Consider the following 14,497-nt stretch of genomic DNA (forward strand, 5'->3'; position numbering starts at 1 on the left):
GGATGAAATAACACAAGTAAGAATTATTATCAATAAAGAAATAAAATATTATGTCAGTATTTAAAGACAAAACCCTCCTGATTACTGGAGGTACAGGTAGTTTTGGTAATGCCGTTCTTAATCGTTTTTTGAGAACCGACATTGGTGAGATTAGAATTTTTAGTCGCGACGAGAAGAAACAGGACGATATGCGCCATGATTTTCAGGCACGTATGCCGGAGGTGGCTAACAAGATAAAGTTCTACATAGGTGATGTGCGCAACAAGAGCACATTGAAGTACGCTATGAAGGGTGTGGACTATGTATTCCATGCAGCAGCCCTGAAGCAGGTCCCTAGTTGTGAGTTCTTCCCGATGGAGGCTGTGAAGACGAATGTGATTGGTACAGACAATACGCTGGATGCTGCTATTGACGCGGGCGTGAAGTGCGTGATTTGTCTTTCAACGGATAAGGCCGCATATCCTATTAACGCCATGGGTATTACTAAGGCTATTGAGGAAAAGATAGCCGTGGCTAAGAGTCGATTGAGTGGTGACACTAAGATTTGCTGCACACGATATGGCAATGTGATGTGCAGCCGTGGCAGTGTGATTCCTCTTTGGATTGACCAGATTCGCAAAGGTAATCCTATCACACTGACTGAGCCAAAGATGACACGCTTTATCATGAGCCTGGAAGAGGCTGTTGATTTGGTGCTGTTTGCCTTTGAGAATGGTAAGAATGGTGATATACTGGTGCAGAAAGCACCTGCATGTACCATCCAGACACAAGCCGAGGCTGTATGTGAGCTGTTTGGTGGTAAGAAGGAGGAAATCAAGGTGATTGGTATCCGCCATGGTGAGAAGATGTACGAGACCTTGCTAACTAAGGAGGAGGCTGCCAAGGCTATCGACATGGGTAACTTCTATGCAGTGCCTGCTGACAACCGCGATTTGAATTACGATAAGTACTTTAAGGAGGGTGATACCAAGCGTGCGCTAATCGAGGAGTTTAACTCGAACAACACGAGAATTCTGAATCTCGAAGAGACGAAGGAGAAGATTGCAAGTTTGCAGTATATTCAGAATGAACTTAATGGAATTCCTAATCTGGTATAATATGAAGATACTGGTAACTGGGGCAAAGGGGTTTGTAGGTAAGAACCTTTGTGCTGCATTGAAGAATATCAAAGATGGGAAGGATAGAACCCGACCGGAACTGAAGATTGACGAAGTCTGGGAGTATGACATTGATTCTGTTCCAGAGCAACTTTCAGAGTGGTGCCAGAAAGCAGACTTCGTTTTTAATCTGGCTGGCGTGAACAGACCGAAGGAAGCTTCTGAATTTATGCAGGGAAACTTCGGGTTTGCATCGACGTTGCTGGATACGCTGAAGAAGTATGGGAATAAGTGCCCTGTGATGCTGTCGAGTAGCCAGCAGGCTTCGTTGACGGGACGTTTCGGCAACTCGGACTATGGCCGCTCGAAAAAGGCTGGTGAGGATCTGTTTCTGAAGTATCAGGAAGAAACGGGTGCAGAAGTACATGTGTATCGTTTTCCGAACTTGTTTGGTAAATGGTGCAGACCTAATTATAATTCGGCTGTGGCTACTTTCTGCAATGCCTTTGCGAATGATTTGCCTTATACGGTGAACGATCCATCTGTAGAGCTGGAACTGCTCTATATTGACGACCTGGTTGACGAAATGATTGCTATCTTGCAGGGTAAGGGGCACAAGTGCGAGTTTAACGGACTGGATGTTGAGCCTGCCCAAACAGGCCGCTATCGCTATTGCCCGATTACTCACAAGGTAACTCTTGGAGAGATCGTTGAACTGCTGAAGAGTTTCGCTGAACAGCCCAAGACACTGATGATACCAGAAATACCTTCCGGCTCATTCGCAAAGAAACTGTATTCAACTTATCTCAGTTATCTGCCCAAGGAAAAGGTGGCATTCCCCTTGAAGATGAATGTGGATGACCGTGGATCGTTTACGGAACTGGTGCATACCTTGAATGCAGGTCAGGTATCTATCAATATCTCCAAGCCTGGTATCACCAAAGGTCAGCACTGGCATAATACTAAATGGGAGTTCTTTATTGTCGTTGCTGGTCATGGCTTGATTCAGGAACGCAAGTTAGGTACTGATGAAGTGATTGAGTTTGAGGTAAGTGGTGATAACATCCAGTGCATCCACATGTTGCCTGGGTACACCCACAACATCATTAACTTGAGTGATACAGAAAATCTAGTAACCGTGATGTACTGCAACGAGATATTTGATCCGAATCGTCCTGATACATTTTTTGAAAAAGTATAATAGCTATGGATATAAAGCATTTTAAAAATGATGGTAAGCTGAAGCTGCTGATTATCGTGGGTACTCGCCCTGAAATCATTCGTCTGGCAGCTGTAATTAATAAGTGTCGTCAGTATTTCGACTGTCTGTTAGCTCACACAGGTCAGAACTACGATTATAATCTGAATGGTGTGTTCTTTAAGGACCTGAAGTTGGCTGATCCTGACATCTATATGGAGGCTGTGGGTGATGACCTTGGTGCTACAATGGGTAACATCATCGACAAGAGTTATAAGGTGATGGTAGAGACGAAACCGGATGCTGTGCTAGTATTGGGTGACACCAATAGTTGTCTGTCAGTGATTGGTGCCAAGCGTTTGCATATCCCCATCTTCCACATGGAGGCAGGTAACAGATGTAAGGATGAGTGCCTGCCTGAAGAGACCAACCGCCGAATCGTGGACATCATCAGTGATGTGAACATGGCTTACTCAGAACATGCACGCCGCTATCTGGCTGATTGTGGCTTGCCTAAGGAACGTACTTATGTAACTGGTAGCCCCATGGCTGAGGTGCTGCACCAGAATCTGGCTGAGATTGAGGCCAGTGATATTCACCAGCGCTTAGGATTGGAGAAAGGTAAGTATATCCTTCTGAGCGCCCATCGCGAGGAGAATATCGATACAGAGAAGAACTTCCTTTCGCTGTTTAATGCTATCAACAAGATGGCAGAAAAGTACGACATGCCGATTCTGTACAGCTGCCATCCACGCAGTCGCAAACGTTTGGAGCAGTCGGGCTTTGAGCTGGATCGTCGTGTGATTCAGCATGAGCCTCTTGGATTCCACGACTACAACTGTTTGCAGATGAATGCCTTTGCTGTGGTGTCGGATAGTGGTACGCTGCCTGAGGAGAGTAGCTTCTTTACTTCGGTAGGTCATCCGTTCCCTGCTATATGCATCAGAACATCAACAGAGCGCCCTGAGGCTTTGGATAAAGCCTGCTTCTTTATCGCCGGTATTGATGAGGTGAGCCTGTTGCAGGCAGTGGATACGGCTGTGACGATGAATCAGAATGGTGACTACGGTATCCCCGTTCCCGATTACGTAGAAGAGAACGTATCTACCAAGGTGGTAAAGATTATACAATCTTACGTTGGGATTGTGAATAAGATGGTGTGGAGGAAATCTTAATCCCTGGCTTAGGCCAGCCCCTTACCAAGGGGCTTCAAAGGTGTGGAGGAAGTTCTAGCCCCCTGTCCATCCTGCCAGGGGACGGGTCCCTGACATCTGGTTGCCTTGCATCTGAAACATTAAGAACTTTATCGTAAACATGACGATAAACCAAGAAATATTGGACGACCTGACGGAACAGGCTAAGGTTTCGGAAAGGTTGAGGATGAATCTGGATCTTCGTGATTCTGCAGACGATGGAAGCCAGAGAATGCTGAATGCCATCGAGCCAGGTAGTATATTACCTATCCATAGGCATCAGAAGACTTCGGAAACGATGGTGTGCCTGAGGGGGAAACTTAGGGTGGAATATTATGACGAACAGGACTGTAAATATACTGAGTCGTTTATATTGGAGCCGAACGGTATAAATGTGGCTGTGAACATTCCGATGGGCATGTGGCATACAGTGAGAGCGTTGGAGAGCGGCACCTGCATTCTGGAAATGAAGAATGGCCCCTACGAACCGATAAAGGAGGGTGATGTACTGAAGATATGATGTAGAAGGAACGAGATGCCGTCCAAACTTTGGGGGGCGCTTCAGTTCGTGCCACCCTGCCAAGGGACGGGTACGTGACATCAACAGGTTGAGCGTTGAACGCAAACGCCTCGGAGAAGATAAGTTCTTTTTCGGGGCGTTTGTTGTTTTTCTACACATTTCTGCTATTTTTCGTGTGTTTTGTTTGGTGATATTCCGAAATTTTGTATATTTGCCAACGGAATAGCGAAATCAAAAGAGATGGTACATTTGTTTCCGATACAAGTGGCACATTTATTCCGATACTATAAGTTAATTATTACAAACAATTAAAGATTATTGATTATGGCGCACAAAACATTTATTTCTTATAAATATAGTGAGGCAAGAGCATTGAGAGATCGTATCATTGTCGCAATGGGTGATGACGCAACCTACTATAAAGGGGAAACATCTGACTCGCCTGATCTTACTGACACAACAACTGAGAATATCAAGAAAAACTTGAAAAATATGATGTTTGACACATCTGTAACAATTGTTATCCTTTCACCCAATTTGAAGCAGAGCAAGTGGATAGATTGGGAAATAGAATACTGCCTGAAGGATATAACTCGTAAAGATCGTACTTCGCATACAAACGGTGTAGTGGGTGTAATAATGAAGGTAAACGGCAGCTATGACTGGCTTAAATATATGACAACAAATACCGACGGCTGTAGGGTGCAGAACTTTAATAGTTATAAACTTTTCGACATTATTAATAACAATCGGTTCAATCAAGATCCAAAAGTATATTCTTGCCCGAGTTGTCATTGTATAAATGAAATGACAGGTAATTATATTTCTTTTGTTGAGGAGGACGCTTTTCTTGCTAATACAGGATATTACATTGACAATGCTTACGACAAAAGTGAGAACGATGCAAGTGGGTATATTCTGACAAAGACGAGATGATATGAATAGTTATTATCAACTGATATTATTAGGCGATACGAGATGCGAGGCGTGTCGTAAGGTTCGTGAGCGTTTTTTTGAAATGTTGAATGAGCGGAGTTTTGTAAAGTCGTTGGTTGCGGTATTGGATGGAACGTTGACCATGACTCCTATGGAGGAGGGCGGTTATGATTCGAGAAAACCCACTTTTACCTATTACTTTGGTAAACTAGGCCATGGGGATAAGGACGTGGATGCACTCAGGAAACTGATGGGAAATGGAGATGCTGTATATCCGGTATTCTTTACTGACGGACAGTTTGAGAACGAGGTTCCTGCAGTGCTGAAGCCTATCAATGGTGTGTGTTATTCGGATGATAAGCTAGACAGCATTGTTAACGTGGCTTTTGAGGAATTGAGATTATTACGAAAAAAACGTCGTGTATTTATCAGTTATAAACGGTCGGATTCTGCGGCGATAGCTAATCAATTATATGATGTGCTTTCGCGTCATCAGTTTGATGTTTTTCTGGATACTTATTCCATTCGTGGAGCAGCGGACTTCCAAGCGGAGTTGCACCATAGAATTACGGACAGTGATGTGTTGATACAGTTGAACTCGCCCAATTTTATGGAAAGTGATTGGTGTAAGGAGGAAATTTCGGAGGCTAATGCCCGGCGTGTGGGTGTGCTGCAAGTGAACTGGCCTGGCATGAAGTCTGACGGGAAAGACCAACTGAGTACGACGAAAAAACTGACGGAACTGGACTTTAGACGGAAACGATATAAACGTAACACGTCGATGCTAAAGACTAAGGTGCTGAATGCAATCGCAGTTGAGGTTGAAGCTATCCGAGCTAGGAATATTGCAGCCAGACAGGATAATCTGACGGGCGAATTCGTGAAAGAGGCCAACCGTCAAGGAAGAACCATCATTAAGGAACCTACATTTCTCGTGGAGCAGAAGAGTGATAATAGTTTTTGGTATTATATACCGGCTATTGGAGTGCCGCAATCGACGGATTGTCATGAGTCGTTGAAGATGTTGGAGCGATGGAGGGTGAAGGTGCCAGACAAGGTGTTCCTAATCTACGATGACCTGAGCATCCTTCCAAGATGGATAGAGCATCTGGACTGGATGAATAAGTATTTGGAAGTAAAAACGATTAAAATGCAAGAATTTGAATCATGGCTAAAGAAGAACAAGTGAAGAATATATTTCTCTCGGCAGGAGTGCCTACGGCAGACAGATCCCCAAAATATTATGATACAGCAGACGTGATAGCCATAAGGGACTCGGTGATAGCATTGGCATCGACAGTGCTGGCAAACAAGGCTTTTCGCTTAATATGGGGAGGGCAACCCGCTATTACGCCACTGATAGCGCTAGTATTGGAACGGTACAACCTGAAGATGACAGACAGAGTGACGCTATACCAATCATACGAATTTGAGAAATTCTTTCCCAAGGAGAATGAAAATGTTGGTAACATTGAATTCACGGAAAAGAAGGAAAATAGGGAGGCCAGTCTACTGCTGATGAGACAGAAGATGATTGGCGACCATGAATACGCTGCTTCGGTGTATATTGGAGGCATGGAGGGTGTAGAAGACGAATATAAGTTGTTTAAGAAATATCATCCTGGGGTTACTTGTCTGCCTATTGCTTCGACTGGAGCTGCTGCCAAAATAATATATGATGAGCATCCTGGTGAGTTTGATGAACGTTTACTTACAGAGCTGAGTTATACATCGCTGTTTAAGGATTTGTTGGAATTGTAAGAGGGGACGAAAATGGAATTACAAGGGATTCTCACACAGAATAGAATTGAAAGGCTTGCTGATAAATATGCTGGAGGCGAGTTGACAAAAGTGAATGCACCGAAGGATGGAAAATATGATGTGTTTATTTCTCATTCAAGTCATGATATGGGTTTTGTTAGAAAACTGATAAAGTTTCTTCGACATAGTAAGGGTGTGGAAAATGCGTATGTGGATTGGCTAGACCCTATTATGGATCATGAGACAGATGCACGGACAGCAGAAAACTTGAAGGATAGGATTAGCAAAGCAAGAAAGGTGATTTACGTGGTAACGACGGAATCACTTAAGTCTTCTTGGTGTAGTTGGGAGATTGGTTATTCTGACTGCGCTAAAGGGGTAGATGATTTGGCTATATTGGCTGTGAAACCTAATAACGGTAAATGGAAGAAACGTGAATTCCTACAGCAATATCCGTGGATATATTATGACTTGAAAGAGCATATGTTTAAGGTGAGAAAACGGAATGGCGAGAGCGTTATGTTGTTTGATTGGTTAAATCGAGTTGAGAAATGATAGAAATTTTTAATCAAGGAGCGTTTTCCTCATATAGGATAGAGGATTCGCGGTATAGTGGTGTGTTAAGAGAGTCACGAAGTTTATCTGCGGGAACAAGACGGGCCGTGAAGAGGACGGTGTTCCTGTCGCACAAGCATTCGGATTTGGATGATTTGAAAGGCTTTATTGGGTATTTGGAACGGTATTATAGGGTTGAGTGCTATATTGATGCAGATGACCCGGGAATGCCAGAAAAGACTTCGGGGGATACGGCTCAGCGTATTAAAAACGCTATTCGGGCAACAGATCGTTTTATCCTACTGGCGACTGACAATGCCATTGCTTCGAATTGGTGTAACTGGGAACTGGGATATGGCGATGCGCAGAAGTATAAGGAAAAGATTGCAATTCTGCCGATAAAGAATACGTGGAGTACAACATATACAGGTAATGAGTATATGAAGATTTATCCTCATATTGTGAGATTCGATTCAGCGGATGTTACTTTTAATACAATACAATATCGACCGGGGTATCCTACTACATCTGGGTATTATGTGGTGTCGGTGGATGAGGCAGGAAAGGTGACTTATGTTTCATTGCGGACTTGGTTGGAAAGGGAATAGGCTCCTATGGAAAGGTGCGGAGGATGCAGTGTACAATAAGCTGATGTGCTTATAGAATAATTAAGCGAATACGGATTAACGATATATTATGTCAACATTTCGCATTATAGCTCTCAAAGTGTTAGACGATAGTCCGAAGTATCAGAGTAAAGTTCTGATACCTTGCACAACTTATTTCTTCTTTCGAGGTTATGAGGATGTTCCTGGGACGCATTTTATTCGTCGTGTAGATAATCCTGTCGATGAACTGAGACTGTATGATGTTCTTGGTCATGATGATAGAAAAATCAGTGTAGAGGTGTCGGCTATTGTTGGCAGAAACGGAGAAGGAAAAAGCACCGTTGTAGAACTGCTTTTGCGGCTTATCAACAACTTTGCCTATGTGTCAGGTTTCAGAGCATCACAGGAAACGCTGCGTTTTGTGACGAAAATGAGGGCCGCTATGTACTATGAGATTGATGATGTGATTTATAGTGTAAGATGCGATGAGAATGGGCTGAAATGGTATGAGGAATATAGAGAACTCGACTTGAACGGGAGTGAGGATAGAGATCGCCTGGTGAAACTTAGAGATGAACACCGCCAGAAGTTGTTCTACACACTTGTGGTGAACTATGCACTTTATTCCTACAATTCACTTCATTTCGCTTTTGAGTCGAAAGGTGATGGTTGCTGGTTGGATGGCTTGTTTCATAAGAATGACTCATACCAGACGCCATTGGTTATCAGTCCGATGAGAACCAATGGGAATATCAATATCAACAAAGAGCAGGATTTGTCGGTTCAACGGCTGATGGCCATCTTTACGGATGCAGGAGAAGAGATGGAACAGCGTGTTGTTAGCGATGGGGTTAAGGCGTTCGGCTTTGGATTCTCGCTCGAAACAGGAACGAAGTTGCAAAGTGTGACTCTTCAAGAATATTTTGAGGCTGTTGCTGATGACGAATGTAGAATGGAAGACTTGGAAGGTGATGACTCTGTAGAGGCGGCTAAGGAAATGCTTAGTAATTTCCATGAATTCTTTTCGTCTGTAGATGATATTCTGGAAAATAATAATTATCTTGTTTATTGGCTGTCGAGTTATGAGGTTGACCATACTCCTAGACATAACTATACAGACCTCACGGGGTATTTGGATATTATAGCTCGTGCCTATGAAGAAGAAAAATATGAGCATCCGTTCGATCTGGTGCAGGAAATGCGCTTTTTTATGCCAGGAAGACCTCTTAGATGGATGAACTATGCACAACTGTATCGACTACTTTTGTTTCTTGCAGTATGGGATGTGCTCAGGGAAATAAATGTTGTGGAATTGGAAGAGTCGTTAGACGAATATCTGAAAGATCTGGATAATCCTGCGAACAAGGCTATACTGTATATACCTTACAAAATCATAGAGATTCTATCGACGTATGAGCCGTACAAGAAGGCTTCCTATCATTACGATGCCACTTGCGAGGCCATGAAACTAGAATGGCCAAGCTATAGCATAAAGAAAGTTTTAAAAAAGGATATTGAAAGTATTCTTCGTAAAGATGACTATACAACATTTAAATTGCATCAAACTATCAATTACCTGAAGGAGCGTAAGGGTAGTATGTATAATGCACAACCTTTACAATGGTCGCCTGAAGGATATAAATATCTGATTCCGTTTGATGAACTGAAAAAAGAAATAAACAAGGAGGGACAGAGTTTGTCAGACATGCTGAAAAGACTGCCACCACCGGTGTTTAATGGGGAGATTATGCTGATGGATGCAGGAGGTAATCTGTTCCCGTTGTCATCACTCAGTTCAGGCCAGCAGCAAAGGCTCAACTCTGGTGGAGCGTTAGTGTATCACCTGAGGAATTTGGACTATAGGTTAACTGATACGGAAAGGATGGAATATGACTATGTGACTGTTATTATGGAAGAGGTAGAGCTGTACTTCCATCCCGAATTCCAACGGACGCTTATTTCCTATTTCATTAATCAGATGGAAAGAGCGAGGCTCCGACACATCAAGGGAATTCATTTGATTTTTGTTACTCACTCGCCATTCATTTTGTCTGACGTAAGTAACAAGAATGTACTATATTTGTCGAAAGAGGGTAGACAACCGGAGAAAGAATCTTTTGCGGCCAATGTTTATGACCTACTTGATGACCATTTCTTTTTGGACGAGACGATTGGGGGTATAGCTCTGGGAAAAATCAAAGAGTTAGTAGATGTTTATCGACAGTACGTAGAGGATGGGGGAGAGAAAAATCCAGAAGAGCATTGTGTGGCAGACAAATTCATACAGAAGGAAAAAGATTTCAGACTGTTGAAAGATATGGTTGCTGACAGTTACCTGAAGCAGGACTTGAATAGAATGTACCATGAGATGCTTGCGGAATATATGCCAGAAAAACTGAATGATGAGATAGAACGTGCTCAGCAGCACTTAGATGAGTTAAAGGCTTTAGCAAAAAGAGATAACTATGACGGGGAAGATATATCCAGAAGGGACTGAGTGGGATAAGTTGGCCAGAGACTATCTTGCGGAATTTGGGGATCTGACGGTGATGGAGCGTTGTTGGTCGCAATATAAGCATCTCCATCCTGTATTGGAAAGATTTAACCAGACGGTTGCTGAAATTATGACGTCCTCTTTTGCGGAAATGGTAGCCATTTCACAGCAGTTCAGAAATTTGCCAAATACGTCCGAAGCTGAGAAAATGGAGTTGAGAACCATTAAGCGTTATCTAAAGAGAAAGGTGTTCAACTATGACTGCAGAGCAAAAGGATGCACCCCCCATCAGGGCGTTATCTCGAAGTTCTTCCAGAAGAAAATGGAAGAGCTGAACGTTCATACATGCTTTTACTGTGATATGGCGTATATCAATCCCTTTGTGGACGGTGCTGATACGAAATCTCAATTTGATCTTGATCATGCCATTGCAAAAGGGAATTGCCCGATAACAGCACTTTCGCTGCATAACTTTGTTCCATCCTGTCCTGTGTGCAACCAAAGATTGAAACATAAGAAACCTCTTGCTGCGAATGATGCTGACTTGATGAGTGTTGCCCCCTGTAGTGAACAGTTTGATGCAGACAAAAATATCTATTTTAAAGTAGTGCAGGCTAAGGCCTACTCTGGTGGGTTTATGAAACATCAGGAGAACTATGCAGTCAAGGTAGTGGCGAGTGGGAAATATGATACTTATGCTAAGCTGTTCCATTTAGAAGAGCGATATGAGTTTCATAAGGGCGAAGCGCTTAGATTGCTCGATCTGAAAAGGAAATATCCGACATCTAATCTGAAAAAGATCGCTAACATGCTGCATAAGACTACGGAGGAGGTGCGTGAGGATATATTCGGTCTAGGGTTCTCGAAGGAGCATCACAGATGCTTCGATAAGATGAAAAGAGATATTTTGTGAAAGAGTTATATTAGCAATTGAAATTAACTTTTTTCGTGTGTTTTGTTTGACGGAAAAGAGAATTTTTGTATATTTGCCAACGGAATTAAGATCTCATAAAGAGATGGTGCATTTGTTCCCGATACAATGGGTACATTTATTCCTCTATTTATTACTTATCTGATCAAAAGAAGAATATGGAAAATATAAGCACTGTTATTCAAGCGCTGTTTGAGAAGGTTGATGGCGATGAAGTGTTGAATAAAGCTGGATTTGGTATCGAGCGTGATGATGAACTGTTCCACCGGATGGATTCTGATATGATAGAATCTGTCATCGTTAATAAACTTCTACAAGTGGATAAAGAAAGTACTATTGACCAGGTGTCGATGCTGGAACAAATAGTGCAGTTTAAATGGATGGAACCTGATGATTCTTGTATGTCGTTAATATTTAGAAGGAAATCATCTGTATTTAACATCCTTCTTTATTTTTCTTCGAAATGTTTGAGAGTGAGGGATGGTGAACCGTTATGTATCTATAGACATTTGTTAAGATGGCATTTGATAACAGCGAAGGTTGGTGAGGATTTGCTTACTACCTCGTTTATGGCTTCTCGCGACTTGCAATTGGATAAGGAAAGGAAAAGTTTTGATTGGGATGCTTTTATAGGTCATGATTGTAAGGAATTAAACAGCCTTTTTGATAAACCTATGGCAGAGCTGCATATGCATTTAAAAGGATCTTCGTACAATTTCGATTTAAGTTGGCTGTGTATGATGAATCATATTGGAATAATGCAGCGCAATTTTGAGGTAGAGCACCCTTTACATAAATATCGAAATCCAGAAAAAGATTTATATGGAAAAATCAAAAGAGCTGCAGCTATTAGATTCTACTTAGCTGGAGCTGTTGGGTGTCTGCCGGAATCCATTTCGTTAAGTCAATTGCAAGAATTGTTGAAGAACGACATTGAAGAACTACAGAAGAAAGATGAAAAAATTAAAGACGTGCCAATCATTGATATCCAGAGTTTGATAGATGATAGCAGAAAAAGGACACAGAAAAGTACAAAAGATAAATTTGAGATTCTCAGGAATGCCCAGAATTTCAAAGATAAGTTGGAAGACAACGATATTGTGGATTATATCCCTGTTAGTCATTATGGAAATGAATTAATAGAGAATAAAGTATTGGCTCCAGAAAGAGCATTTATGTATGCTGTTTTTAGAAAAATATATGGTGAAAATAGTGAGGAAACAGAGGATATTGCTACATTGTTTTATGCATACTTGCTGTATAAGAACTATTTTAGGAATGAGATTCTACAACTAAACGAACGCGTAGGGTTCGCTAATTTTGCGAGCTATGAAGAGAGAAAGACCGATTATCTATTAAAGAGTTTCAATCATTTGTTGTATAAAGCTGCAATAGAAGGATTCTTGCAAAAGAATGATAAAAGGTATATAGAGGCGAGAATAGTGCCAAAAGATACAGAAGAAGGGATTGTGAAAACTTTGCAAGAGATTTGTAATGATGTAGATAAAACGTATGAGGAAAGATTTGACTTTATTTTTCACTTTATTAAGCAGAGGGATGAACCTAGGGACACGGACTTGTATCGTCATTTTAAGCTTAGGGAAGAAATCAAAAAACAGGCTTATGCAATATACAAATTCAGAAGTAATCGTGAAAACTGGGATGTTAACAATAATTTGGTAGGTAGGGTTGTTGGAATAGATGCGGCTAATTCTGAAATATTCTGCCGACCTGAGGTATATGCGCAGGCATTCAGGTTCTTAAGAGGCCATGAGGTTAAAATTGATGAAGAGTTGGATGACTATCCCTGTGATTTGAATGTAACCTATCATGTGGGAGAAGATTTTATGGACATCGCAGATGGTCTTAGGGCAGTAGAAGAGGCATTAATCTTTTTGAATTTGAGAAATGGTGATAGATTAGGTCATGCATTGGTGCTGGGAACTGATGTAAGGAAGTATTATGAGAAAAGGTATTTCGTTATATGTGCTAGCAAACAGGTAATATTGGATAATCTGGCATGGCTGCATCATAAGTGTATCAGGTTGACCGGCTATACCCAATTGTGTGGTTGGTTAGAGATAATGTTTCTAAAGTACTTTACTGATATCTACCGATTGGAACAGAAGGAAGGGGAGAATATTATAGATTCTTACTTTAATACAAGTGAGGATAATGGGTTGACAAGTAATATTAATGATTATTATTTGTCGTGGTTATTAAGAGGTGATTCGCCCATTATAGGAAAAGAATTAGACTCGAAGAGTTTGAAGAATCTAACATCAACTATAGATAAAGAGTGGGCGCATGCGGGTATGAATAATCATATATGTGCAGAAGTGGCACTGAGGAATGAGAATGCAAGAGAATTGTTTGACGCTTATCATTCTTTTAAATATGCTAAACGTGGTTATTACGGTGATACTTTAACTATTCCACCAATGTATAGAGAGGAATGGTATTTGTTATTGGAAAAAATACAGCAACAACTTTTGGGAAAAATTGAAAAACGACATATCGCAATAGAGTGTAATCCATCTTCTAACTATAAGATTGGTGAGATGTCTAGATATGATGAGCACCCGATTTTGAAATTCTTTAATTATGGTTTGGATACGCCCTATCCACGTCATGACGTAGCAGTGTCAATTAATACGGATGACCAAGGCGTGTTCTCAACTTCGCTTGAGAGAGAATATTCTTTATTGGCTCTGGCCATTGAAAGAAATCAGACGGATGAACATAAGAATTCGCCGAGAGCTATTATCGACTGGCTCAATAGAGTAAGAGAAATGTCGTTGGAACAGAGATTTAAGTGTTAAACAAATAATAACGAATTATGTGTAAGTTTTTTAAGGAGTGCTATTTGCAAAAGACAAATCAGTATGACGCGCTATCAGTTTGGGACCAAATCAAAGAACTAGGAGTAACACTTGCTATATCATTTGATGAGAAAGAGAAAAACGTTATTGCAAGGCTAGAGAGTGACCCTTCAAAAGTCATTGGGGTTATTTCGGAAGAGGATTCCAAGTCTTTGAAACCGTATTTGGAGGCTGGTTGGAATGTGTATAATAATAAAAAAATCGATAAGCCTTTGTATATTGGTAAAGTAAGTAGGGTTGACGATAAGGCTGACGAAAATAAAAGGCTAAGTATTTGTGTATTTATTATTGATGCATCTAATTATAAAAAAACAAAATAATG

Annotated in this window: 13 protein-coding genes; all 13 read left to right on the top strand. The window is 41.3% G+C overall.

What is annotated here, in order from left to right:
* Positions 1-50 precede the first annotated feature (50 nt).
* Positions 51-1,097, top strand: coding sequence for a polysaccharide biosynthesis protein (locus tag BLU97_RS08660; protein ID WP_074761143.1), 1,047 nt, complete (start codon positions 51-53; stop codon positions 1,095-1,097).
* Position 1,098: 1 nt separating this feature from the next.
* A complete protein-coding gene (locus tag BLU97_RS08665; RefSeq protein ID WP_074761478.1) occupies positions 1,099-2,298 on the top strand; it encodes an NAD-dependent epimerase/dehydratase family protein in 1,200 nt (399 codons plus the stop codon).
* Positions 2,299-2,303: 5 nt separating this feature from the next.
* Positions 2,304-3,470, top strand: a complete 1,167-nt coding sequence (locus BLU97_RS08670) for a UDP-N-acetyl glucosamine 2-epimerase (RefSeq protein ID WP_074761144.1) — start codon at positions 2,304-2,306, stop codon at positions 3,468-3,470.
* A 139-nt stretch (positions 3,471-3,609) separates the two neighbouring features.
* On the top strand, positions 3,610-4,008 hold the full coding sequence (locus BLU97_RS08675) for a WbuC family cupin fold metalloprotein (protein WP_074761145.1): 399 nt from the start codon (positions 3,610-3,612) through the stop codon (positions 4,006-4,008).
* A 324-nt stretch (positions 4,009-4,332) separates the two neighbouring features.
* Positions 4,333-4,944 (top strand): TIR domain-containing protein, encoded by a 612-nt coding sequence (locus BLU97_RS08680; RefSeq protein ID WP_074761146.1) that lies wholly within the window; start codon positions 4,333-4,335, stop codon positions 4,942-4,944.
* 1 nt (position 4,945) lies between these two features.
* On the top strand, positions 4,946-6,133 hold the full coding sequence (locus tag BLU97_RS08685) for a toll/interleukin-1 receptor domain-containing protein (RefSeq protein WP_081352937.1): 1,188 nt from the start codon (positions 4,946-4,948) through the stop codon (positions 6,131-6,133).
* On the top strand, positions 6,112-6,705 hold the full coding sequence (locus BLU97_RS08690) for a hypothetical protein (RefSeq protein WP_074761147.1): 594 nt from the start codon (positions 6,112-6,114) through the stop codon (positions 6,703-6,705). The genes BLU97_RS08685 and BLU97_RS08690 overlap by 22 nt, the downstream gene beginning before the upstream one ends.
* A 12-nt stretch (positions 6,706-6,717) precedes the next feature.
* On the top strand, positions 6,718-7,260 hold the full coding sequence (locus tag BLU97_RS08695) for a toll/interleukin-1 receptor domain-containing protein (RefSeq protein WP_074761148.1): 543 nt from the start codon (positions 6,718-6,720) through the stop codon (positions 7,258-7,260).
* The gene (locus BLU97_RS08700; RefSeq protein ID WP_074761149.1) at positions 7,257-7,868 is read left to right on the top strand and encodes a toll/interleukin-1 receptor domain-containing protein; all 612 of its coding nucleotides are present in this window, start codon (positions 7,257-7,259) and stop codon (positions 7,866-7,868) included. Before BLU97_RS08695 ends, BLU97_RS08700 begins: the two co-directional genes overlap by 4 nt.
* Before the next feature lie 88 nt (positions 7,869-7,956).
* On the top strand, positions 7,957-10,365 hold the full coding sequence (locus tag BLU97_RS08705; protein WP_074761150.1) for an AAA family ATPase: 2,409 nt from the start codon (positions 7,957-7,959) through the stop codon (positions 10,363-10,365).
* On the top strand, positions 10,334-11,275 hold the full coding sequence (locus BLU97_RS08710) for a hypothetical protein (protein WP_074761151.1): 942 nt from the start codon (positions 10,334-10,336) through the stop codon (positions 11,273-11,275). The genes BLU97_RS08705 and BLU97_RS08710 overlap by 32 nt, the downstream gene beginning before the upstream one ends.
* 176 nt (positions 11,276-11,451) lie before the next feature.
* The gene (locus BLU97_RS08715) at positions 11,452-14,115 is read left to right on the top strand and encodes a hypothetical protein (protein ID WP_074761152.1); all 2,664 of its coding nucleotides are present in this window, start codon (positions 11,452-11,454) and stop codon (positions 14,113-14,115) included.
* A 17-nt stretch (positions 14,116-14,132) separates the two neighbouring features.
* Positions 14,133-14,495, top strand: a complete 363-nt coding sequence (locus BLU97_RS08720) for a hypothetical protein (protein ID WP_074761153.1) — start codon at positions 14,133-14,135, stop codon at positions 14,493-14,495.
* Positions 14,496-14,497 lie beyond the last annotated feature (2 nt).

This window comes from Xylanibacter ruminicola (assembly GCF_900107775.1).
Taxonomy (GTDB): Bacteria; Bacteroidota; Bacteroidia; order Bacteroidales; family Bacteroidaceae; genus Prevotella; species Prevotella ruminicola_C.

Excerpts from the sequence above, each read along its gene's own strand:
- BLU97_RS08710 (WP_074761151.1), top strand. The coding sequence starts at position 10,334 with ATGACGGGGAAGATATATCCAGAAGGGACTGAGTGGGATAAGTTGGCC.
- BLU97_RS08695 (WP_074761148.1), top strand. The coding sequence starts at position 6,718 with ATGGAATTACAAGGGATTCTCACACAGAATAGAATTGAAAGGCTTGCT.
- BLU97_RS08720 (WP_074761153.1), top strand. The coding sequence starts at position 14,133 with ATGTGTAAGTTTTTTAAGGAGTGCTATTTGCAAAAGACAAATCAGTAT.
- BLU97_RS08660 (WP_074761143.1), top strand. The coding sequence starts at position 51 with ATGTCAGTATTTAAAGACAAAACCCTCCTGATTACTGGAGGTACAGGT.
- BLU97_RS08705 (WP_074761150.1), top strand. The coding sequence starts at position 7,957 with ATGTCAACATTTCGCATTATAGCTCTCAAAGTGTTAGACGATAGTCCG.
- BLU97_RS08715 (WP_074761152.1), top strand. The coding sequence starts at position 11,452 with ATGGAAAATATAAGCACTGTTATTCAAGCGCTGTTTGAGAAGGTTGAT.
- BLU97_RS08665 (WP_074761478.1), top strand. The coding sequence starts at position 1,099 with ATGAAGATACTGGTAACTGGGGCAAAGGGGTTTGTAGGTAAGAACCTT.
- BLU97_RS08685 (WP_081352937.1), top strand. The coding sequence starts at position 4,946 with ATGAATAGTTATTATCAACTGATATTATTAGGCGATACGAGATGCGAG.
- BLU97_RS08680 (WP_074761146.1), top strand. The coding sequence starts at position 4,333 with ATGGCGCACAAAACATTTATTTCTTATAAATATAGTGAGGCAAGAGCA.
- BLU97_RS08675 (WP_074761145.1), top strand. The coding sequence starts at position 3,610 with ATGACGATAAACCAAGAAATATTGGACGACCTGACGGAACAGGCTAAG.
- BLU97_RS08670 (WP_074761144.1), top strand. The coding sequence starts at position 2,304 with ATGGATATAAAGCATTTTAAAAATGATGGTAAGCTGAAGCTGCTGATT.
- BLU97_RS08690 (WP_074761147.1), top strand. The coding sequence starts at position 6,112 with ATGGCTAAAGAAGAACAAGTGAAGAATATATTTCTCTCGGCAGGAGTG.
- BLU97_RS08700 (WP_074761149.1), top strand. The coding sequence starts at position 7,257 with ATGATAGAAATTTTTAATCAAGGAGCGTTTTCCTCATATAGGATAGAG.